The sequence below is a fragment of the Pseudomonas sp. W22_MBD1_FP4 genome, assembly GCF_052113765.1.
Classification (GTDB): domain Bacteria; phylum Pseudomonadota; class Gammaproteobacteria; order Pseudomonadales; family Pseudomonadaceae; genus Aquipseudomonas; species Aquipseudomonas sivasensis.
Window position 1 is genome coordinate 1 of the sequence record NZ_JBGQOI010000040.1, and the last position, 21,395, is coordinate 21,395.

A 21,395-nucleotide genomic window follows, 5' to 3' on the forward strand; every position below is an offset into this window, starting at 1 on the left:
GTGTCAGTCAAGCTATTCATTGACTGACACACCGCCATCGGGAGCAAGCCCCTCCCACATTTTTTGACCGCGTTCAGGCGCTTAGAACACTGCCTTGACCTGCAACCCCAACACCAGCGCATTGTCGATGTTGTCACCCGAAAACGCGCCTGGCTCGATGATGTATTGCACATCCGGGCGCAGGTTCAGCCATGGCGTGGTCTGGTAGCCGTAACTGAGTTCGATCAGTTGTTCGGCATTGTCGAGGTTGGGGTAGCTGGACCCCGCGTTGAACGCTGCCAGTTCCTGCACGTCGCGGCTGCGCGGGTTTGGCACGGCGCGGCCATAACCCAGGGACAGGGTGTCCCGCGGGCGGCCTTCGAACGGTTTGTAGAGCACTACGCCTGCGCCATACCACTTGCTGAACGGCGAGGCCGCTTCGCTGGCGGCGGAGTATTGGCCGAAGGCGTGCAGCACACGGCCGGCCGACGATTCGGAGGCCCACACCGCCTGGTCGATCAGCAGGTAGTGACCGCCGCGACCGCTGACTTTTTCAGTGCTGCCGATGCGTTTCACATCGGAGCTGTCGTAGTAGTAACCCACCTTATATTCCCCGGGCAGGGGGCCTGCGTGCTTGTACACCAGCTCAATCGGCACCACGGTCCCGGTGGTGTGCTTGGGGCTCAACTTCCAGGCGCGGCTGGAGTCGCCGTTGCTTTCCGGGTCGACATTGAACGCCGCCACCCGCACTTGCCAGGCCGGCGAGAGGTCGTATTTCACCCGTGCGCCCAGACGCGCGTTCGGGTAGTTGGTCCAGCCGCTGCCGCCGGACATGTTCAGCGGATGCCCGCAGAAACCGGCGTTCATGAAGTTGCACAGGATGCCGCTGTCCAGGCCGCCGAGGTCATTGCCCATGGCCATGTAGCCGAGTTTGACGTTGAGTGCTGGGGTGAAGAGCGTGCGCTCGTAGCTCAGCTCAGTGAGGCGGGTGTAGAGACCGCCGTAGTTTTCCTGGATCGGCAGACGGTTGCCCACCAGGTCCTCGGACGCGCTGTTGCCACGACGGTCATTGACGGTGACCTGGATGCGGTCGCCGTTGGTGAAACCGTAGAGCTTGCTCAGGTCGAACTGCACACCGAGCTTGAGGTTTTGCGAGTAGCGCGCCGAGCGGTGCTGACCGCCGTGGGCGTTGTAGGCAGTTTCGCCGCTGTAGTCGCCGGTGAAGCGCACACCGGTGTCTTCCAGTTCACGGCGCAGGCCGCCCCAGTCGCCGGTCAGGGTGGTGTCATCGGCTTGGACGGGCAGGGCGGCGCCCAGGGCCAGGCCGAGCAACAGGCGCCCAAAAGAGAGATGAGAAGTGGGTGTCATGCGGGTCTTCCAGACAGAAAGCGCGGTGCCGGGGGGGCACCGCGCTTGGGGGGGGTTATGGCAGGGCGTAGGCGATCACGTAGTCGCCACGGTCAGTGGATTGGCGTGCACCGCCGGCGGTGACGACTACGTACTGCTTGCCGGTTTTCGGCGATACGTAAGTCATCGGGCCGCCTTGGCTGCCGACCGGCAGGCGGGCTTTCCACACTTCGTCACCGTTGCCGCTGTTGAAGGCGCGCAGGTAGAAATCCTGGGTGCCGGCGATAAAGATCAGGCCGCCCTGGGTCGACAGCGTGCCGCCGAGGGTCGGCAGACCGATCTTGATCGGCAGGTGCATACGGATGCCCAGCGGGCCGGTGTCTTCAACGGTGCCAACCGGCACCTGCCACGCGACTTTCTGGGTCTTCATATCGATGGCGGTCAGGGTGCCGAACGGCGGCGCCTGGCACGGAATGCCGGCCACCGACAGGAAGCGGTTTTTGTTCACGGCATACGGCGTGCCCTTGAGCGGGACCGCGCCCATGCCGGTGTTCAGCGCTTCGCCACCGGAAGAAGACTGGGCTTTGTTCTGCGACGGCACCATCTGGATCCACAGGCCCAGGCGCATGTCGTTGACGAAGATAAAACCGTGCACCGGGTCGGTGGAAATGCTGCCCCAGTTCATGCCGCCCAGGGAACCCGGGAAGCTCAGGGATTTATCGGTGCCCGGCGCGGTGTACAGGCCGTCGTAGCGCATGCCTTTGAAGTCGATGCGGCACAGCAACTGGTCGTACGGGGTGGCGCCCCACATGTCCGATTCAGTCAGGGTTTGCGCGCCGATCTGCGGCATGCCCACCGATTTAGGCTGGGTTGGCGAGTACGGTTCATTGGGGATGTTGGCGGCCTTGACCGGCACTTCTTTTACGTCAGTCAGCGGTTTGCCAGTGGCGCGGTCGAGCACGTAGATCTGGCCGGCCTTGGTGCCGATCACTACCGCAGGCACGGCTTTGTCGCTGCCCGGCGGGGTGAAGTCGATCAGGCTTGGCTGCATCGGCAGGTCGAAGTCCCACAGGTCGTTGTGGACGGTCTGGTACACCCACTTTTCAGCACCGGTGGAGGCATCCAGCGCCAATACCGAAGCGCCGTACTTATGGTTGAGCTGGGTGCGTTCCACGCCGTAGATGTCGGTGGATGAGCTGCCCATCGGCAGGAAAATCGTGTTCATCAGCGGGTCGTAGGACATCGGCGCCCAGCTGTTCGGCGTGCTGCGCACGTAGGTGCTGTCGCCGGTTGGGGCTTGTTTGTCTTCCGGGTTGCCGGGGTCGAAGGCCCAACGCATTTGCCCGCTGATCACGTCAAAACCACGGATCACGCCGCCTGGCATGTCGGTCTGCACGTTATCCGCCACGCGACCACCGACCACCACGGTGGTACCGGCGATCAATGGCGCGGAAGACAGCTGGTAGTAGCTGTCCGGCACATTGCCCAGGCCGGCTTTCAAATCCACCTGGCCGTGGGTGCCGAAGTCTTCACAGAATTCGCCGGTGTCGGCGTCTACCGCAATCAGGCGGGCATCAATGGTGTTGGTCAGCAGACGGCGCTGGCACTGCGCACCGGCTGGAACGCTGGCGGCAATGATCGGCGAGCTGTTGGGCTGTGTCGGCTGGGCAATCGGCGCGGTGGCGTCGAAATAGGCCATGCCGCGGCAACGCTGCCAGACCGCCGATTTGGCGTTGAATTCGTTCTTCCACAGTTCTTTGCCGGTGTCGGCATCGAGGGCGATCAGGTTGTTGTGCGGGGTGCAGATGAACACTTTGTTGCCGATCTGCAGCGGGGTCAGTTGGTCTTCGGCACCGTTGCCGTCGCTGATCGCCACGTCACCGGTGTGGTAGGTCCAGGCTACTTTGAGCTTGTTGACGGTGTCGCGGTTGATCTGGTCCAGCGCGGCGAAGCGGCTGCCGCCTTCAGTGTTGCCGTAGTGCGCCCAATCTTTCTGCGCATCGGCCGGGGCCACCGGCGTGACACCTGGGCCGGCACCGGTCGGGGCGACGCTTGGGTGGGCGACAAACATATTGCCCGCCGCAACCACTACGCCCACCGCCAGTACGGCGGCAACGCCATAGGCACCGCGCGCAGGCTTGCCGACCAGCAGTGGGTACACCAGCGCGACCACCAGGCCAATCGCGGCGAACATGAATAGCCGCGAGAACAGCGGCCAGAACACCAGGCCCACATCCGCCACGGCCCAAATGGCCGTGCCCACCAGGAACGCGGCAAACAACCACGCACCCGCCGGGTTACGCCGGGCAATCAACAGGCCGGCAATCGCCATGGCCACGCCGCCGATCAGGAAGTACCAGGAACCTCCCAGGCTAACCAGTTTGGCGCCGCCGACGGCGAGCGCGATGCCGAGCAGGGCGATGATAACGCCCAGGCCCAGGAGTAAGAATCTAGAGACGCCAGTGGCGCGCGATGCTCGTTTCATGTCGAAAGGACTCGAATGTGAGAGGGCAAAGACGCGATTTTAGCAAGATAAGTAACTGGTTAGTACATTAGAGTCCTGCAATAGACTATTACAGTTGCTGCGATGATGCAGTGCGGTCAAATGCCGCGTTGGATAGGAGGGTTTTCTCGATGGGCAGCGGTACGGGGAGCGCGTATTCAGGCGTGTCGATAGCCGTATCAGGATGAGCGCACTTTGAGCCTCAACGAAACGCCCCATCGGTTCAGTGGATGGGGCGTAGCGTTCGACCACCGTCTTTACAGGCAGCTTTGCTCGAACTCTTCGAGCATATCGGAGCGGATCAGATGACCCTCGTCATCCCGATCCCGGTACCGTCGTGGCTCAAGTCACTGGCCATGCATGGGTTGACGTCTTCCTTGAGGGCGATGCGGCTGACGTGTGTGTCCGCATACGCCCTCTGTCTGACAATGCCTAAAACTTGAAGCGTCCCACCAACCCTTTGAGCTGACCGGAAATATCCGTCAAACGACCTGAGCCGGTCTGCGCCGAATGGGCAAAACCTTCCACCAACTGCGCGTCGGCATGGATCTGCGCGATGTGCCGGTTGATCTCTTCCGCCACTTGGTGCTGTTCCTCAGCGGCGGTCGCGATCTGGGTGTTCTGGTCGCGGATCGAGTCCACGGAGCCAAGGATCTTGTCGAAGCTGTCGCGAGCCTGCTGGATGCGTTCCACGCTGGTGTGGGACACCAGCAGGCTGCCTTGCATCTGCTGCGTGACTTCCTGGGTGCGGCGGGCGAGGTTGCCCAGCAGGCTGTCGATTTCGCCGGTGGAGTCTGCGGTGCGACGCGCCAAGGCGCGGACTTCGTCTGCAACCACGGCGAAGCCTCGGCCTTGGTCACCGGCGCGGGCCGCTTCGATTGCCGCGTTGAGTGCCAGCAGGTTGGTTTGCTCGGCAATCGAACGGATGGTGTCGAGGATGGTGTTGATGTTCTGGCTGTCCTGCTCCAGCAACTGCATGGTCTGAGTCGATTTCTGCAGGTCTTCGCTAAGCTTGAGCACGCTGCCCGTGGCTTCGCCGATGTGCTGCTGACCGGCGTGCACATCGCGATAGCCTTCGTCGGCACTGGTGGCCGCGGCGCTGCAGGAGCGTGCGACTTCGTTGGCGGTGGCGACCATTTCGTTGAACGCAGTGCTGACCAGTTCCACGGCTTCACGCTGGCGGCCGGCGGCCTGGTTCATGTTATTGGCCACTTCGCTGGTGTCGGCGGCGGCGGTTTGCAGGTCGGATGATGCGTTACCGATGCGCTGCACCAACTGCGCGATCATGCTCAGGAACTGGTTGAACCAGCCGGCGAGGCTGGCGGTTTCGTCCTTGCCTTGCACCTTGAGCTGGCGGGTCAGGTCGCCTTCACCTTCGGCGATTTCTTGCAGGCCGTCGGCCACGCCACGGATCGGGCGGACAATGACGCTGGCAAAACTGGCGCCGACAATCGCGAACACTAAGGCCAACGCGGCAGCGATCGCGGCGATCAGCCAGGTGAGGCTGGTCGCACCCGCCATCACTTCGTCCCGCTTGATCAGCCCGATAAAGCGCCAGCCCAAGTCTTTTGAACTGACCACGTTAGCCATATAAGCCACGCCGTCGATGTCGATTTGGGTCACGCCGTCGCCACGCTTGGACAGTTCGGCGTAGTTGGGGCCGAGGTCTGCCATCGGCTTGAAGTTGTGCTTGGCATCGCTGGGGTCCACCAGCACGTTGCCATTGGCTTCGACCAGCATCAGGTAGCCGCTGTCGCCTAGCTTGATGTTGCGCACCAGTTCGGTGAGCTGCTTGAGCGACACGTCCAGGCCGACCACGCCGAGGATTTTGCCGCTGGCGTCGGCGACGGTGTGCACGGTGCCGATCAGCACCACATCATCCGGTGCCCAGTAGTAGGCGCCGGTGCGCACGGTCGCGCCAGGCGCGGCGATGGCCGCTTGGTACCAAGGGCGTACGCGTGGGTCGTAGTTGTTCAGTTTGGTGTCGTCCGGCCAACTGGCGTAACCGCCGTCGCTCAGGCCCAGGGACAGGTAAGCGGTGCTCGGATGGCTCTTGGCGAACTGGTCGAAGATATCCAGCAGTTCTTTGTTGGTGGGTGTAAGGGGAATTTGCGCGGCGTCGGCGCCGGCGTAGCTCTTGAGGTCCTTGGCCGCGACAACGCGCGGGTCCTTGGCCACAAATTCGACGTTCTGGCTGATGCCGTCGAAGAACTGCTTCATGCCATTGTCGATCTGGCGGATTTCGCGGCCGCTGCTGTCGAGGAAGTTGGCCAGGGCCCCCTCGCGCAGATTCAACACTACCAACACGGCGACCAGGATGACGGGGACGCACGCGATAGCCGCGAACGCCCAGGTCAGCTTCTGCTTGATATTCATGACTTCACCTGCGGAGTATTTATAGTTTTGGCAAGGCAGTGGGTAGCGCAGAACGTCGCATGTGTTGTTATGACGAGGTGTAGCCCATGCGTACCCCCGGTTTATCGACCGAGGAGTCACGCACTTTAGGGCCTGCGTCGTGATCAGCCGATTTGGGCGTCGGCCAGGGCGTCGCGGCGCATCGATTGCAGGTTTTTTTCGATGGTTTCGCAGATGGCTTCCATCTGGATCTGGTGTTCGCTGGAGCGGAACGGGCTTTGCAAATCGGTGCCGATGCGTTCGATGGCCAGCAGCATAAAGCCCACCACCGTGGAGGCCAGCGGCGTGAACCAGCCCAGGGACTCCACAAGGCCCACCGGTACGATCAGGCAGAACAGCGAGATAAACAGCCGCGGGAAATACACGTAAGGGTAGGGCAGTGGGGTGTTGGCGATACGCTCCATGCCGCCCTGGGCGTTGGACAAGTCCACTAGGGTGGATTCCAGCCGGGCCAGGCGAATGCTGTCCAGGTGCCCGGCTTTGTATTCCCGGGCCAGGATGGCCGCCGAGCCGGTGAGGATATCGTTGGCAAAGTTATTGGTGGCACCGTTGCGGGCGAATTCCTCAGTGGGGATAAACGCGCGGATTTCATCCGGGCATGGCTCGCCCTTGAGGTGGGCGGCCAGGCAATTCACGTAGGCCACGTGGCGGCGCAGCAGGGTGGACTTGACCGGGTTCACTTCACCGTCGGGGTCGTCCAGTAGCGTCAGCACCTGGCGCGCAAAGCTGCGCGAATTGTTGACCATCGCGCCCCATAGCGTGCGCGCCTCCCACCAGCGGTTGTAGGCGCTGCTGTTGCGAAAGCTGATGAGCACAATCAGTGCCGAGCCCAGCAGAGTGAGGGGCATCAGCGGCAAGTTGATCTTGGCCGTGAGAAACAGCATGAAGTCCACGGTGACGGCGACGTCCCACAGCAACAGCCAGAACAGCGACCAGCCCACATAGCCCATGGTCTTGATGATCAGGCGGTACTTTTTGATGATGGCGGCTTTCAAACGACAACCTCGTGGCGAGCGGTAGGCAACTGTACCTTAGCTCGGACGCTGGTTTGCGGGGAAGGTTCGCTGTGGTGACTGAAACGGTTAAGCCGCCGGGGTCTTTTTGGAACAATTTTGGTAGCGACGGTGTCCCCTGCGCTAATCACGATAGATTGCGCTCAAGGCAAAACGCCATTATCTGTGCTGCAATTGAGATCAGTGAATCCAAGTTGTTTGATCAGGGCTCTTTCTCATGTGCAGTGGTTCGTTGAAGTTGGCGGTGGAACAGTCGGCGCGTGCGTTTGAGCGCCATGTGGATTTTGAAGCGTGTATTCGTACCCATTATTCGATCTTGCTGGAGTCCTATTCAAAAAGACCATTTTTCTACAAGACCGCACTGAAGTTCAGTCGCTTGATGGTGTCCTTTACGTTATTGAGCACCTATTTCTCCAAGCAGGTGCCTTTACTGTCCGAGGTGAAAGAGTTTTGTACGGCGCGCGGGTTCTGTTCCAGAAACAGCCTGGAGTCGATCTTCCTGCTGTTCAGGGCGTTGGGGTTCATGACGGTGTCGAGGCATGCGGATGACAGCCGTCTGCGGGTATTCAGCCCGTCACCCCTAGCCTGCGAGGAGATCAGGCTGATGCTCACGTCCGTGGTCGAGCCGCTGGGCGTGATGTGCCCGGAAACCGCGGTTTGCGGCTCAATGAACGGGTTGGATGATCGCGCTTATCTGGCACGTTATTTCAAAGGGTTTTCGGTCCTTCTCTCCCACAACGTGACCATCGACCTGCTGATGCCCGACTGTTATTGGCTGGTAAAGCGCGATGCCGGGCATATGTTGATGCTGGCGATCTATAACGATGCGTGTGCGTTGGATAACCAGGGGGCAAGTTTCAGGTCTTCGTCTTACCTTTCCATCGCTGAGCAACTCTCGGTGTCCAAGACCCATGTTATTCGCTTGGTGCAAGAGGGGGCTGACCGGGGCTATTTCAAGATTCATTCCAAGACATTGCTTGAAGTCCTGCCACCTTTTATCGTGTTGGTAAGGCGCTTCATGGCGTATTCGTTTGCGACCTGCCTGCACAGTCTTCAACTGAGTCATGTCGATACCAAAGCGGCCACTCATGCATAGGGAGTGACGGGATGCCGGCTAATGTGAAGCTCAGGCCACGGATGCAAAGGCTGTTGTCGCCCGCAATTGCCCAGGCGGAATTGATCGGGATTTTCGCCTGGTTGGCGGTGTTGCTGGTTGATCGCGGGGGGATGTTCGGCTGGCCGGTCGTGCTGGTCACGATGGGGCTGTGCGTGGTGTATGGGGTTCACCGGGTGGTGACTCAGTATGTGCTCTGGCGGGCGCTGGGCGTGGGTTATATGGTGCTGCTGTCCGCGGGTTTTGCCTATGTGGTTCACACCCGCCCCGACCTGCAGGTGTTCGCCTTGCCGCTGGCCGTGACCTTGGTAATGAGCAGCGCAATCCTGTTTATCGTGGTTCAGGATTTTCTGTTCTGCGCCGCATTAGTGTGGTTACTGACGTGGCCCCAGATCCAGCTGAGCCTTTACGCAGGCGTCGACACCTACGTGTTCATCTTTTGCGCCGCGTCGGTGGCGATCGGATTTATCTTGAATGTCTACTACCTGAAGAACCTGCGTTCCGTGTTACTGGTGGAGAGTGAGTTTCGGGAGTTGGCCGAGACCGATTATTTGACCTCCATCCTGAACCGGCGGGCCTTTATGGAGAGCTTCGCCAAACTGATTGCGGCCGGTGATACCGGCTACTTCATGATGCTGGATATCGACAGTTTCAAATTGAAGAATGACCAGTTCGGCCATGACGTTGGCGACAGGATTCTCTGCGCCATGGCCGCGTGCTTTAAATCCACCCCAGGCAGCCACAGTTTCGGCAGGATTGGCGGCGAAGAATTCGGGGTGCTGCTGGTGGGCGATGACCCTGGTCTCGCCACCGATTACGCGCTGCGCCTGCTGCAAGCGATCCGCAGCAGTGTCGCGCCGCCCCATGACTACACCTGCAGTGCGGGCATGGCGCGCTTTACGGCCGGGGCCGAAATGTCGGCGGTCCTCAAGCGTGCCGACCGCAACCTCTACGCTGCCAAGGGCAACGGTAAAGACCGCGTGTATTTGGATGGCGCGCCGGTGTTTCAGGGGTCGACGTCCACCCCGGAGGCCCTATGAAAGTTGGCGTGATTTCCGATACTCACGGCCTGCTGCGGCCTGAAGCCGTGGCGGCGTTGCAGGGATGCGAACAGATCATCCATGCCGGCGATATCGGTAGCCCTGAAATTCTTCAGCAATTGGCGCAGATCGCACCCCTGCACGTGGTGCGCGGCAACAATGACCAGGACGCGCCGTGGGCACGGCAGGTGCCCGACCATCTGATGCTGGATGTGGGCGGATGGCGGACGTTGGTGGTGCATGACATCGCCGACGTCCCCGCACGACTCGATACGCATGTGCGGCTGGTGATCACCGGTCATTCGCACAAGCCCGTGATCGAATGGCGGGGCGCAACGCTGTATGTGAACCCCGGCAGTGCAGGGCGGCGGCGCTTCAAGTTGCCGGTGACGTTGGCGGTGCTGGAGGTGCAGGCGCTGACGATCGAGTCGCAACTGATCACGTTGCTGGACTGATCGGTTTTATCCTTGCGCCAAGATGCTCTGCAGCAACCCTGGAAACCGTTCCTCAAGCACATCGCCGCGCAACGAATTCATATGGGTCGTGCCCACGCTGCGGGTGTGCACCAGGCCGGCATCGCGCAGTACGCGGAAGTGGTGGGACATGCTGGACTTGGGGCGCCCGCCGTCCAGCTCGCCGCAAGTGGCTTCTGGCACGCCGGCCAGGCAGCGCACGATTTCCAGGCGCACCGGGTCGCTCAGGGCGTACAACAGACGCTCCAGGGTCAGATCTTCAGGGGTAGGGTGTTTGAAGGCTCGCATGGGTCGGATGATAACAGGGGGGTATCGCCGAATACCATAGTTCGATTACCATCGAACTATCGAATCACTCACTCGCTGCTGGAGTTCCCATGTCCGCTCTGTTCGAACCCTTCAAACTCAAAGACGTAACCCTGCGCAATCGCATCGCCATCCCGCCAATGTGCCAATACATGGCCGAAGACGGCATCGTCAACGACTGGCACCACGTGCACCTGGCCGGCATGGCCCGTGGCGGTGCCGGTTTGTTAGTGGTCGAGGCCACTGCCGTTGCGCCTGAAGGCCGTATCACTCCGGGCTGTGCCGGCATCTGGAGCGATGCACATGCTCAGGCGTTCGTGCCGATGGTCAAGGCGATCAAGGCCGCAGGTTCAGTGCCCGGCATTCAGATTGCCCACGCCGGGCGTAAAGCCAGTGCCAACCGTCCATGGGAAGGGGATGACCACATTCCGGCTTCCGACGCACGCCATTGGGAAACCATTGCGCCGTCGGCCATCGCCTTCGGTGCCAACCTGCCCAATGTGCCGCGCGCCATGACCCTGGACGACATCGCTCGCGTTAAACAGCATTTCGTCGACGCCGCCCGTCGTGCCCGTGACGCCGGTTTCGAGTGGATCGAACTGCACTTCGCCCACGGTTACCTGGCCCAAAGCTTTTTCTCCGAGCATTCCAACCAACGTACCGATGCCTACGGTGGCAGCTTCGACAACCGCAGCCGTTTCCTCCTGGAAACCCTGGCCGCCGTGCGTGAAGTCTGGCCGGAAAACCTGCCGCTGACCGCGCGTTTCGGTGTGATCGAATACGACGGTCGTGACGAGCAAACCCTCACCGAATCCATCGAACTGGCGCGTAATTTCAAAGCCGGTGGCTTGGACCTGCTGAGCGTCAGCGTCGGTTTCACCATCCCCGACACCAACATCCCGTGGGGCCCGGCCTTTATGGGCCCGATTGCCGAACGCGTGCGCCGCGAAGCCGGTATCCCGGTGACCTCGGCGTGGGGTTTTGGTACGCCACAATTGGCAGAAGGCGCGTTGCAGGCAGGGCATCTGGACCTGGTCTCAGTGGGCCGCGCGCACCTGGCTGACCCGCATTGGGCGTACTTTGCCGCCAAAGAGCTGGGCGTGGATAAGTCCTCCTGGACCTTGCCAGCGCCTTATGCGCATTGGTTGGAACGCTATCGCTGAGGCGAGCCAAGCGGTTTATGGAGCCACTCAATCGAGTGGCTTTTTTTTATCTGAGAATTGATACAAAGCGGATACGCAAAAAATAACGAATGAGAATGGATGTCAAACGAGAATGCGTTGATATACCATGCGCCGCGAATTCTTGGCAGGTTTGCCGTCCCATCTGGCTCATTCACTAGGTCCAACATCCATGCGTCGTACCCTGATTTCCATCTGTGTGTTGCAGGCGTTTTCCCCGTTCACCTGGGCAGAAGTGGCGCCCACCGAGCAAACCAGTCTGGAGTTGCAAGCGACCACTGTGACGGGCACGGCGGACTATGAAACAGCTCAGGGGCCGGTCAAGGGCTACCACGCCACACGCTCAGCCAGCGCGACGCGCACCGACACGTCGATTCATGAAACACCGCAGTCCATCAGCGTGGTGTCCAAGGATGTGGTCGAAGACATTGGCGCCACCCGCCTGCAGGATGCCCTCGACTATGCCGGCGGCGTCGGCCGCGCCAACAACTTCGGCGGCCAGGGCCTGACCACCTTCACCGTGCGCGGCTTTACCACTGGCGAGTTCTACCGCAACGGTTTCCCGATCAACCGCGGCTACCCGAACATGCCGGACGCCAACACCATCGAACGCCTCGAAGTACTGCGCGGTCCCGCAACCATGCTGTATGGCCGTGGCGATCCAGGCGGCACGTTCAACGTGGTGTCCAAGCAGCCGCTGGCAGAGCGTACCGTGACCCTGGGCAGCCAGTTGAATGATCAAGGCATGAAACGCGGCACCCTGGATGCCTCCGGCCCTTTGGATGAAGACGGTCGCCTCGCTTATCGCCTGAACGTGGTGGGCGAGGGCGGCGACACCTTCCGGGACCATGTGGAAACCGAACGCTACGGCGTGACGCCTGTCATCACCTGGCAAGCCACCGACGACACCAAGGTGATCTTCGAAGGCGACTTCATGCGTAACAACCACCCGCTGGACCGTGGCCTGACGCGCTATCCCACCCAAAAAGGCAACGCGTCGCGCGATACCTTCTGGGGCGATAAAGACGTCGGCAAATTGCACAACGACAACAGCATGGCGCAGTTGCGCTTCGAACACCTGCTCAACGAAAACTGGACCCTGGGCGGCGGTTTCCAGTGGCTGGACGGCACCTTGCAGGGCAACGCCATTGAAGCCAACGGCCTGAGCGCCGATGGCCGCACGCTGCAACGCAACTTCAACTATCGCAAGCTGGAATGGACCGACAAGGACTACCAACTCAACCTCACCGGGCATTTCACCACCGGTGGTTTCGAGCACACCCTGCTGACCGGCATCGAGTATGAGGATTACGACTACAAGTCGATCATCCAGCGTTCCAGCGCCACCGCGGGCACTTACCCGATCGATATCTTTGATCCTGTTTATGGCCAGGCACGCCCACCGCTGACGCGAACACCGACCCACGACAAAGAAAACCTCAAGACCTACGCAGCCTTTGTGCAGGACCAAGTGGCCCTCACCGAGCGCCTAAAAGTCTTGGCCGGTGCGCGTTTTGAGCGTTTTGAGCATGACTACGAAAGCTACGTGACCGGGGTTAAACCTTGGCAAGCCGCTGATAACGCCGTCACCCCACGTGTGGGCGTGATCTACGACCTTACCGATACCGTCGCGGTCTACGCTGACGCCGCACGTTCGTTCAAGCCGAACACTGGCGCAGCTCGCCAAGGTGGCGGGTTTGAGCCGGAAAAGGGCAAGTCCTATGAGATGGGCGTCAAATGGGAAGCCTTGGACCGTCAACTGAGCGTCGACGCGGCGATCTACCAGATCGAGAAGAAAAACGTCCTCACCACCGACCCTATCGACTCAACCTTCAGCGTCGCCGCTGGCCAAGTCCGTAGCCGTGGTTTCGACCTGAATGTGGCGGGCAATATCACCCCCGAGTGGCGCGTGATCGGCGGCTATGCCTACGTGGATGCCGAAGTCACCAAGGACAACACCATTCGCTCCGGCACGCGCCTGCTGAACATCCCCCGCAACAGCTTCAGCCTGCTTAACGTCTACGAATTCCAGGACGGCGCCCTCAAAGGCCTGGGCCTGGGCGCGGGTGGCAAGTATGTCGACCAGCGTGCCGGCCAGACCGCCAATACGGCGTTCTCGATGGACGCCTACACCGTTGTGGACCTGCTGGGCTACTACAAGGTCAATGACAAGGTACGACTGAACCTGGATGTAAAGAACCTGTTCAACCGCGAGTATGAAGAGGGCGCGTTCGGCAATATATACGCCTACCCAGGCGCACCCCGCACTGTCCAGGTCGGCATCGCCTACACCCTGTAAAGGCCTGCACAGCTTCAATGTGGGAGGGGGCTTGCCCCCGATAGCGGTAGACCAGTCGATGATGCTGTGACTGACCCACCGCCATCGGGGGCAAGCCCCCTCCCACATTTGATTGCGTTTACATTACAGCGGCGTCAGCACATTCATCACCGTATCCAACGCCACCCGCGTGTCATCCAACTGCACCAGTGAGGCATGCCGTGCACCCAGCGCATCGCGGTTCTGGATCGCGGTGAGAATCGCCTTGTGCCGGGGCAGGCTCAGGCCCTGGATGTCCGGGCGACGGTTGGTGATGTTGATCGACTCGCGCAACGGCAACGACAGCATGTTGCACATATAGGCGAGCAAGTCGTTGCGCGTGGCGTCGGCAATGGCGCGGTGAAAGTCCAGGTCGGCCTGCAACAGGTCTTCGTGGGTCTTCGCGGTTTCCATGCCCTGGTAGGCTTTTTCGATGGTGGCGATGTCGTCATCGGTCGCCGTCGTGGCGGCCATGGCGGCGATTTCCGGTTCGAGGATGCGCCGCACGCCGGCCAGGGTATTGAAGAATTCGCTGTGGGGCGTGGATTGCATCAGCCAGGACAACACATCCGGGTCGAGCAGGTGCCACTTCAAGCGCGGCCGCACCACGGCGCCCACCCGTGGTTTGGAATACACCAGGCCCTTGGCGCTGAGCACCCGGGTCGCCTCGCGCAGCACCGAGCGGCTGACCTTGTACTCCTCGCAGAGCGTGGCCTCCATGGGCAGTCTTTCTTCCGGCTTGAAGCGACCGGAAACGATGTGCATGCCCAAGTCCTGAACGATCTGGGCATGCATGCTCTTGCGCGGCTTGGGCGGCTGGTGATCCATAACGACGGGGAGGCTCTGGCTTAAAGACGCGGCATCATAGCATCCCAATTAGTGGGAATGACGCGGGACTTCCGCCCCCCGGCAGCCCACCAGGAAGTCAAAGTCGCAGCCTTGGTCTGCCTGCAACACATGGTCGATGTACAGCTGGCGGTAGCCGCCGACGATGAGTTTTTCCGGTGGCGCCAGGTCTGCCATGCGCGCCGCCAGCTCTGCATCGGGGATGTCCAGGTGCAAGCGGCCGTTGGCGCAGTCCAGTTCGATCCAGTCGCCTTCCTTCACCGTGGCCAACGGCCCGCCCGCTGCTGCTTCCGGCGCGACGTGCAACACCACCGTGCCGTACGCCGTGCCGCTCATGCGCGCATCGGAAATACGCACCATATCGGTCACGCCCTGGGCCAGCAGCTTGGCCGGCAAGCCCATGTTGCCGACCTCGGCCATGCCCGGGTAACCCTTGGGCCCGCAGTTTTTCATGACCAGGATCGAGTTAGCGTCCACGTCCAGCTCCGGATCGTTGATGCGCGCCTTGTACATGTCGAAATTCTCGAACACCACCGCACGACCGCGATGCTGCATCAGCTCCGGGCTGGCGGCTGACGGCTTGAGCACTGCGCCGAGCGGGGCGAGGTTGCCGCGCAGCACGCAGATACCGCCGTCGGCGCGGATCGGGTTATCCAGGGTACGGATCACTTCGTCCTGGCCGTAGATCGGCGAGTCCTTGGTGTTCTCGCCCAGGGACTTGCCGTTCACGGTCAAGGCGTTCGGGTGCGGGATCAGGTTGGCTTCGCCGAGGCGGCGCAACACGGCAGGCAGGCCGCCGGCGTAGTAGAACTCTTCCATTAGAAAGCGCCCGGACGGCTGCAAGTCGACGATGGTCGGCATGCCACGACCCATGCGGGTCCAGTCGTCCAGGTCCAACTCGACGCCGATGCGCCCGGCGATGGCTTTGAGGTGAATCACCGCGTTGGTCGAACCACCGATGGCCGCGTTCACGCGAATAGCGTTTTCAAACGCCTCCTTGGTGAGGATCTTCGACAGCTTCAAGTCTTCGCGCACCATCTCCACCGCGCGCATGCCCGACATATGCGCCAGCACATAGCGCCGCGCATCCACCGCCGGAATCGCCGCGTTGTGGGGCAGGGAAGTGCCCAGTGCCTCGGCCATGCAGGCCATGGTCGACGCGGTGCCCATGGTGTTGCAGGTACCCGCCGAGCGCGACATGCCGCCTTCGGCCGCAAGGAAGTCGTCCAGGGTAATGGTGCCGGCCTTGACCTGTTCACTGAGCTGCCACACCACGGTGCCCGAGCCGATGTCCTGGCCCTTGTGCTTGCCGTTGAGCATCGGCCCGCCGGTGACCACGATGGCCGGCACGTCGCAGCTGGCGGCGCCCATCAGCAGGGCAGGGGTGGTCTTGTCGCAGCCGGTCAGCAGCACCACACCATCAATCGGGTTGCCGCGAATGGCTTCCTCCACGTCCATGCTCGCCAGGTTGCGCGTCAGCATGGCAGTGGGGCGCAGGTTGGATTCGCCATTGGAGAACACCGGGAATTCCACCGGGAAGCCACCGGCCTCGATCACACCGCGTTTGACGTGCTCGGCGATCTGGCGGAAATGCGCGTTGCACGGGGTCAGCTCCGACCAGGTATTGCAGATACCGATGATCGGCTTGCCATGGAACTGATGGTCGGCAATGCCCTGATTCTTCATCCAGCTGCGGTACATGAAGCCGTTTTTGTCGGCGGTACCAAACCACTGGGCAGAGCGTAGGCCGGGCTTTTTATCAGACATGATCGATTCTCTTATTGTATGACTATATGTTCTCTCTACGGCTAAACATAAGCGCAAAATGTTCGCTTTGGAAGAGTTGTTTTGCAAATAGTCCTACTATATAGTCTGGCTTAACTGAGGTATGACCCTGGCGGATTTTCTGCGAGAGGCATCCCCGATTCCTATAAGAACAACAATCGGAGATCGACCCCATGAGCGAGGAATTGCGGCTAATCCGGCGCATCACGCTGAAACTGATTCCCTTCCTGATCTTGCTGTACCTGATCGCCTACGTGGACCGTTCCGCCGTGGGCTTTGCCAAGTTGAACATGGGCGCCGACGTCGGCATCGGTGATGCGGCTTATGGCCTGGGTGCTGGGTTGTTCTTCATTGGCTACTTCCTGTTCGAGATTCCCAGCAACCTGATGCTCGACCGCTTCGGCGCGCGGCGCTGGTTCGCCCGCATCATGATCACCTGGGGCACCATCACCATCGGCATGGCGTTCGTGCAGGGGCCTCACAGCTTCTATGTGATGCGCTTTCTGCTCGGTGCGGCCGAAGCCGGGTTCTTCCCGGGCGTGCTGTACTACATCACCCAATGGTTCCCGGTTCGCCATCGCGGCAAGATCCTTGGGCTGTTTATCCTCTCGCAGCCCATCGCGATGATGATCACCGGCCCCGTGTCCGGCGGCCTGCTGGGTATGGACGGCATCCTCGGCCTGCACGGCTGGCAGTGGCTGTTTATCGTGATCGGCGCCCCGGCGATCCTGCTGACCTGGCCGGTGCTGCGTTACCTGCCGGATGGTCCCAAGCAGGTCAAGTGGATGACCGACGCCGAAAAAACCTGGTTGACCGACGAACTGAACAAAGACCTGCAAGCCTACGGTCAGACCCGCCACGGCAATCCATTGCATGCGCTCAAAGACAAGCGCGTGTTGCTGCTGGCGCTGTTCTACCTGCCGGTGACCCTGAGCATCTACGGCCTGGGCTTGTGGCTGCCCACGTTGATCAAGCAGTTCGGCGGCAGCGATCTCACCACCGGCTTCATATCAGCGGTGCCGTATATCTTCGGCATCATCGGTTTGCTGATTATCCCGCGCAGTTCCGACCGCCTGAATGATCGTTACGGGCACCTCGCCGTGCTCTATGTGCTGGGTGCGATCGGCCTGTTCTTCAGCGCCTGGCTGAGTGTGCCGGTGCTGCAAATGGCCGCGCTGTGCCTGGCAGCGTTCGCGATGTTCTCTTGTACGGCGGTGTTCTGGACCTTGCCGGGCCGCTTCTTCGCCGGCGCCAGTGCGGCGGCCGGCATTGCCTTGATCAACTCCGTGGGCAACCTCGGCGGCTATATCGGCCCGTTCGTGATTGGTGCGCTCAAGGAATACACCGGCAACTTGGCCTCGGGCTTGTACTTCCTGTCCGGTGTGATGGTGTTCGGGCTGGTGCTGACCGGCGTGGTCTATCGCCTGCTGGAGCGCAAGCACGTGCTGCCCGTCGACCAGTTCGCCGCCAGCGCCCGTGGCGCCACACGTACTTAATCTAGGAGAACCTTCATGCGTTTAGTGCAGTTCGAACTCAATAATGGCGAGCGCCGCGTTGGCGTAGTGGAAGGCAAGCAACTGCGTGAAGTGCGCAGCGCCCATAGCGTGCGTGAGCTGGCCCTGGCCGCCATCGAAGCGGGCGTCAAGTTGCAGCAGCAGGTGGACAGTCTCGGCCTGGGCGACAGCCACGACTACGCCGCCTTGCTGGCCGAACAAAAAATCCTGCCGCCTCTGGATCACCCGGACCCGGCCCACATGCTGATCAGCGGCACCGGCCTGACCCACTTGGGCAGCGCCTCGGCGCGGGACAAAATGCACCAGGGCGGTGACGACAGCGCCCTGACCGACACCATGCGCATCTTCAAGTGGGGCGTGGAGGGCGGCAAGCCCGCCGCCGGTGAGGCCGGCGTGCAGCCGGAGTGGTTCTACAAGGGCGACGGCAGCATTGTGGTGCGCCCAGGCCAAGCCTTCCCGGTGCCACCGTTTGCCGAAGATGCTGGTGAAGAACCGGAGATCGGCGGCCTCTACGTGATCGGCCACGACGGTAAACCCTACCGCCTGGGTTTCGCGGTGGGCAACGAGTTTTCCGACCATGTGATGGAGCGCAAGAACTACCTGTACCTGGCCCATTCCAAGCTGCGCAGTTGCAGCTACGGCCCGGAACTGCGTGTCGGCGAATTGCCCCAGCACCTGGCCGGCACCAGCCGCATCCTGCGTAACGGCGAGGAAATCTGGCGGAACGAATTCCTCAGTGGCGAGGCCAATATGTGCCACAGCCTGGAAAACCTCGAATACCACCACTTCAAATACAGCCAATTCCTCAAGCCGGGCGATGTGCACATTCATTTCTTCGGCACCGCCACCTTGTCATTCGCCGACGGTATACGTACCCAACCGGGGGATGTGTTCGAGATCAGCCAGGCTGAGTTCGGCGCGCCGTTGATCAACAGTGTCGGCAGCGTCGATGCAGCGTTCGAACCCGGCAATGTCATCACCCTTTAAGGAGACCCACATGACCCAGTTTCTCGGCCACAACTTTATCGGCGGCCAGCGCAGCGCCAACGGCAGTGTGAAGCTGCAAAGCGTCGACGCCACCACCGGCGAAGCCTTGCCCCAGGATTTCTACCAGGCCACGCCGCAGGAAGTCGACGCCGCCGCCCAGGCCGCCGCGCAGGCTTATCCGGCGTACCGGGCCTTGAGCGCCGCACGTCGCGCGCAGTTCCTGGATGCGATCGCCGATGAGTTGGATGCGCTGAGCGATAACTTCGTTGAGTTGGTCTGCCGCGAAACCGCATTGCCTGCCGCCCGTATCAAGGGCGAGCGCGGGCGTACCAGCGGGCAGATGCGCCTGTTTGCCACGGTGTTGCGTCGCGGTGATTTCTACGGTGCCCGCATCGACAAAGCCCTGCCAGATCGCCAACCACTGCCGCGTCCTGACCTGCGTCAATACCGCATCGGCCTCGGCCCGGTGGCGGTGTTCGGTGCGAGCAATTTCCCCCTGGCATTCTCCACGGCAGGCGGCGACACCGCCGCCGCGCTGGCAGCCGGTTGCCCGGTGGTGTTCAAAGCCCACAGCGGCCACATGGCGACGGCTGAACAGGTAGCCAATGCAATCATCCGCGCGGCCGAGGCCACCGAGATGCCGGCTGGCGTGTTCAACATGATCTTCGGCGGTGGCGTTGGTGAGGCGCTGGTCAAGCACCCGGCGATCCAGGCGGTGGGCTTTACCGGCTCGCTCAAGGGCGGTCGTGCCCTCTGCGATATGGCCGCGGCGCGCCCGCAACCGATCCCGGTGTTTGCCGAAATGTCGAGCATCAACCCGGTGATTGTCTTGCCCCAGGCCTTGCAGGCGCGGGCCGAGACCGTCGCCCGTGACCTCACCGCGTCGGTCGTACAAGGCTGCGGCCAGTTCTGCACCAACCCCGGCCTGGTGATCGGTATTGCATCGCCGGAATTCACCGCGTTCACCCAACAGGTGGCGCAATTGATCGGCGAACAACCGGCGCAAACCATGCTCAACGCCGGTACCTTGAGCAGCTATGGCAAGGGCCTGGAAAAACTCCTGTCACACCCTGGCATTCAGCATTTGGCCGGCAGCACCCAGGCCGGTAATCAGGCGCAACCGCAGTTGTTCAAGGCCGATGTGCGCCTGTTGCTCGATGGTGATGAAGTGCTGCAAGAAGAAGTCTTCGGCCCCACCACGGTGTTTATCGAAGTGGCTGATCAAGCCCAACTCAGTGCGGCGTTGCACGGCCTGCACGGTCAACTGACGGCCACGATCATTGGCGAGCCGGCGGATTTTCAACAGTTCGCCGAGCTCACGCCGCTGCTGGAACAGAAGGTTGGGCGCATCCTGCTCAACGGCTACCCGACCGGCGTGGAAGTCTGCGACTCGATGGTGCATGGCGGCCCGTACCCGGCCACGTCCGATGCCCGTGGCACGTCGGTCGGCACCTTGGCCATCGACCGTTTCCTGCGCCCGGTGTGCTTCCAGAACTACCCTGATAGCCTGCTGCCCGACGCGTTGAAAAACGCTAACCCGTTGCGTATCCAGCGCTTGGTCGATGGCACGCCATCGCGCGATTCGCTGTAAGGAATCCGGAGGTTTCATGTCGTGTAAGGCCGTCACTGCACACCGTGCGCAATTGGGCGAAGGCCCATTCTGGGACGCGCCCACCCAGGCGCTGTATTGGGTCAATATCGCCGGCAAACAGGCCTTGCGCCTGATGGGCGGGCAATTGCAGATCTGGCAGTTGCCCGAGCATGTCTCGGCCTTTATCCCGTGTGAAAGCGGCGATGCGTTGGTGACCTTGAGCAGCGGTGTCTACCGCCTGGACCTGGTCACCGAAGCCTTGACCCTGCTGTGCGTGGCCGACCCGCAACCGGGCAACCGTGGCAATGAAGCGCGCTGCGATGCCCAAGGCCGGCTGTGGCTGGGCACCATGCAGAACAACATCGGTGAGCAGGGCGAAGACCTGCCGATTACGCGGCGTTCAGGTGGCTTGTTTCGCATTGATGCCGATGGGCAGGTCGCGCCTCTGCTGAGCGGCCTGGGCATTCCCAACACGTTGCTGTGGAGTGAGGACGGCAGCCAGGTGCATTTTGGCGACAGCATGGATGGCACGCTCTATCGGCATGTCATCCAGCCCGACGGTCAGCTCGAACCGGCACAGGTGTGGTTCGGTCCACACGCACGCGGCGGCCCGGATGGCTCGGCGATGGATGCCGAAGGCTACATCTGGAATGCCCGTTGGGACGGCAGTTGCCTGCTGCGCCTGACGCCTGATGGCGAGGTGGATCGCATCATCGAACTGCCCGTCAGCCGTCCCACCAGTTGTGTATTCGGTGGGCCCAACCTCACCACGCTGTACATCACCAGTGCCGCCAGCCCGTTGGATCACCCTCTGGATGGTGCGGTGCTGGCTATCGAAGTCGATGTCCCTGGCAAACCGTGCCATCGCTTTGCCGGTTAAACCCCAAGACTCAAAAACAACAACAAGAGGTGTCGTTCATGAAAAAAGCCCTACGCGTCCTTGCCGCCGCCGTTGCTTTAAGCAGCCTCAGCAGCCTCGCATCC

At 61.4% G+C, this 21,395-nt stretch carries 15 protein-coding genes and 2 pseudogenes; 9 read left to right on the top strand and 8 right to left on the bottom strand.

Annotation, left to right across the window (positions count from 1 at the left end; all coding sequences use genetic code 11):
• Positions 1-81: 81 nt before the first annotated feature.
• The 5 genes and pseudogenes from ACEN2T_RS29135 to ACEN2T_RS29155 all read right to left on the bottom strand — a co-directional run bounded on the left by ACEN2T_RS29135 (position 82) and on the right by ACEN2T_RS29155 (position 7,239).
• Positions 82-1,347 (bottom strand): carbohydrate porin, encoded by a 1,266-nt coding sequence (locus ACEN2T_RS29135; protein ID WP_442117936.1) that lies wholly within the window; start codon positions 1,345-1,347, stop codon positions 82-84.
• A gap of 55 nt (positions 1,348-1,402) precedes the next feature.
• The gene (locus ACEN2T_RS29140) at positions 1,403-3,811 is read right to left on the bottom strand and encodes a glucose/quinate/shikimate family membrane-bound PQQ-dependent dehydrogenase (protein ID WP_442117937.1); all 2,409 of its coding nucleotides are present in this window, start codon (positions 3,809-3,811) and stop codon (positions 1,403-1,405) included.
• 450 nt (positions 3,812-4,261) lie between these two features.
• Positions 4,262-4,777 (bottom strand): annotated as a pseudogene (locus ACEN2T_RS29145) (methyl-accepting chemotaxis protein); the annotation flags it as partial.
• A 348-nt stretch (positions 4,778-5,125) separates the two neighbouring features.
• Positions 5,126-6,205: pseudogene (locus ACEN2T_RS29150) on the bottom strand (HAMP domain-containing protein); the annotation flags it as partial.
• A gap of 143 nt (positions 6,206-6,348) precedes the next feature.
• Entirely contained in the window at positions 6,349-7,239 is an 891-nt protein-coding gene (locus ACEN2T_RS29155) for a bestrophin family protein (protein ID WP_095186438.1), read from the bottom strand.
• A gap of 262 nt (positions 7,240-7,501) precedes the next feature.
• On the opposite strand from ACEN2T_RS29155, the gene ACEN2T_RS29160 reads away from it, so the two are divergent.
• The 3 genes from ACEN2T_RS29160 to ACEN2T_RS29170 are packed head-to-tail and all read left to right on the top strand — an operon-like array spanning position 7,502 to position 9,866.
• Positions 7,502-8,353: a hypothetical protein gene (locus tag ACEN2T_RS29160; RefSeq protein WP_233897064.1), complete on the top strand. Its 852-nt coding sequence runs from the start codon at positions 7,502-7,504 to the stop codon at positions 8,351-8,353.
• A gap of 11 nt (positions 8,354-8,364) precedes the next feature.
• A complete protein-coding gene (locus ACEN2T_RS29165; RefSeq protein WP_099603346.1) occupies positions 8,365-9,411 on the top strand; it encodes a GGDEF domain-containing protein in 1,047 nt (348 codons plus the stop codon).
• Positions 9,408-9,866 carry a metallophosphoesterase family protein gene (locus ACEN2T_RS29170; RefSeq protein WP_442117938.1) on the top strand — a complete coding sequence of 153 codons (459 nt, stop codon included), beginning with the start codon at positions 9,408-9,410 and terminating at the stop codon, positions 9,864-9,866. The genes ACEN2T_RS29165 and ACEN2T_RS29170 overlap by 4 nt, the downstream gene beginning before the upstream one ends.
• A gap of 6 nt (positions 9,867-9,872) precedes the next feature.
• Here ACEN2T_RS29170 and ACEN2T_RS29175 read toward each other — a convergent pair whose 3' ends face one another.
• On the bottom strand, positions 9,873-10,172 hold the full coding sequence (locus ACEN2T_RS29175) for an ArsR/SmtB family transcription factor (protein WP_099603348.1): 300 nt from the start codon (positions 10,170-10,172) through the stop codon (positions 9,873-9,875).
• A gap of 89 nt (positions 10,173-10,261) precedes the next feature.
• On the opposite strand from ACEN2T_RS29175, the gene ACEN2T_RS29180 reads away from it, so the two are divergent.
• Both ACEN2T_RS29180 and ACEN2T_RS29185 read left to right on the top strand, forming a co-directional pair.
• The gene (locus tag ACEN2T_RS29180; protein WP_442117939.1) at positions 10,262-11,353 is read left to right on the top strand and encodes an NADH:flavin oxidoreductase/NADH oxidase; all 1,092 of its coding nucleotides are present in this window, start codon (positions 10,262-10,264) and stop codon (positions 11,351-11,353) included.
• A 190-nt stretch (positions 11,354-11,543) separates the two neighbouring features.
• Complete coding sequence (locus ACEN2T_RS29185) at positions 11,544-13,670, top strand: TonB-dependent siderophore receptor (RefSeq protein ID WP_442117940.1); 2,127 nt, start codon at positions 11,544-11,546, stop codon at positions 13,668-13,670.
• A gap of 123 nt (positions 13,671-13,793) precedes the next feature.
• Here ACEN2T_RS29185 and ACEN2T_RS29190 read toward each other — a convergent pair whose 3' ends face one another.
• Positions 13,794-14,516: a FadR/GntR family transcriptional regulator gene (locus ACEN2T_RS29190; RefSeq protein ID WP_032885425.1), complete on the bottom strand. Its 723-nt coding sequence runs from the start codon at positions 14,514-14,516 to the stop codon at positions 13,794-13,796.
• Between the two features lie 48 nt (positions 14,517-14,564).
• Complete coding sequence (locus ACEN2T_RS29195) at positions 14,565-16,301, bottom strand: IlvD/Edd family dehydratase (protein WP_032885424.1); 1,737 nt, start codon at positions 16,299-16,301, stop codon at positions 14,565-14,567.
• A 191-nt stretch (positions 16,302-16,492) separates the two neighbouring features.
• Here ACEN2T_RS29195 and ACEN2T_RS29200 point away from each other — a divergent pair, with 191 nt between their 5' ends.
• From ACEN2T_RS29200 to ACEN2T_RS29215, 4 genes are read left to right on the top strand one after another with little or no spacing between them, the layout of a single operon-like run.
• Positions 16,493-17,815, top strand: coding sequence for an MFS transporter (locus ACEN2T_RS29200; RefSeq protein ID WP_442117941.1), 1,323 nt, complete (start codon positions 16,493-16,495; stop codon positions 17,813-17,815).
• A 15-nt stretch (positions 17,816-17,830) separates the two neighbouring features.
• A complete protein-coding gene (gene araD1, locus ACEN2T_RS29205) occupies positions 17,831-18,820 on the top strand; it encodes an AraD1 family protein (RefSeq protein WP_032885422.1) in 990 nt (329 codons plus the stop codon).
• 10 nt (positions 18,821-18,830) lie between these two features.
• Entirely contained in the window at positions 18,831-20,411 is a 1,581-nt protein-coding gene (locus ACEN2T_RS29210) for an aldehyde dehydrogenase (NADP(+)) (protein ID WP_442117942.1), read from the top strand.
• Between the two features lie 16 nt (positions 20,412-20,427).
• The gene (locus ACEN2T_RS29215) at positions 20,428-21,291 is read left to right on the top strand and encodes an SMP-30/gluconolactonase/LRE family protein (RefSeq protein ID WP_181640683.1); all 864 of its coding nucleotides are present in this window, start codon (positions 20,428-20,430) and stop codon (positions 21,289-21,291) included.
• The last annotated feature ends 104 nt before the right edge of the window (positions 21,292-21,395 follow it).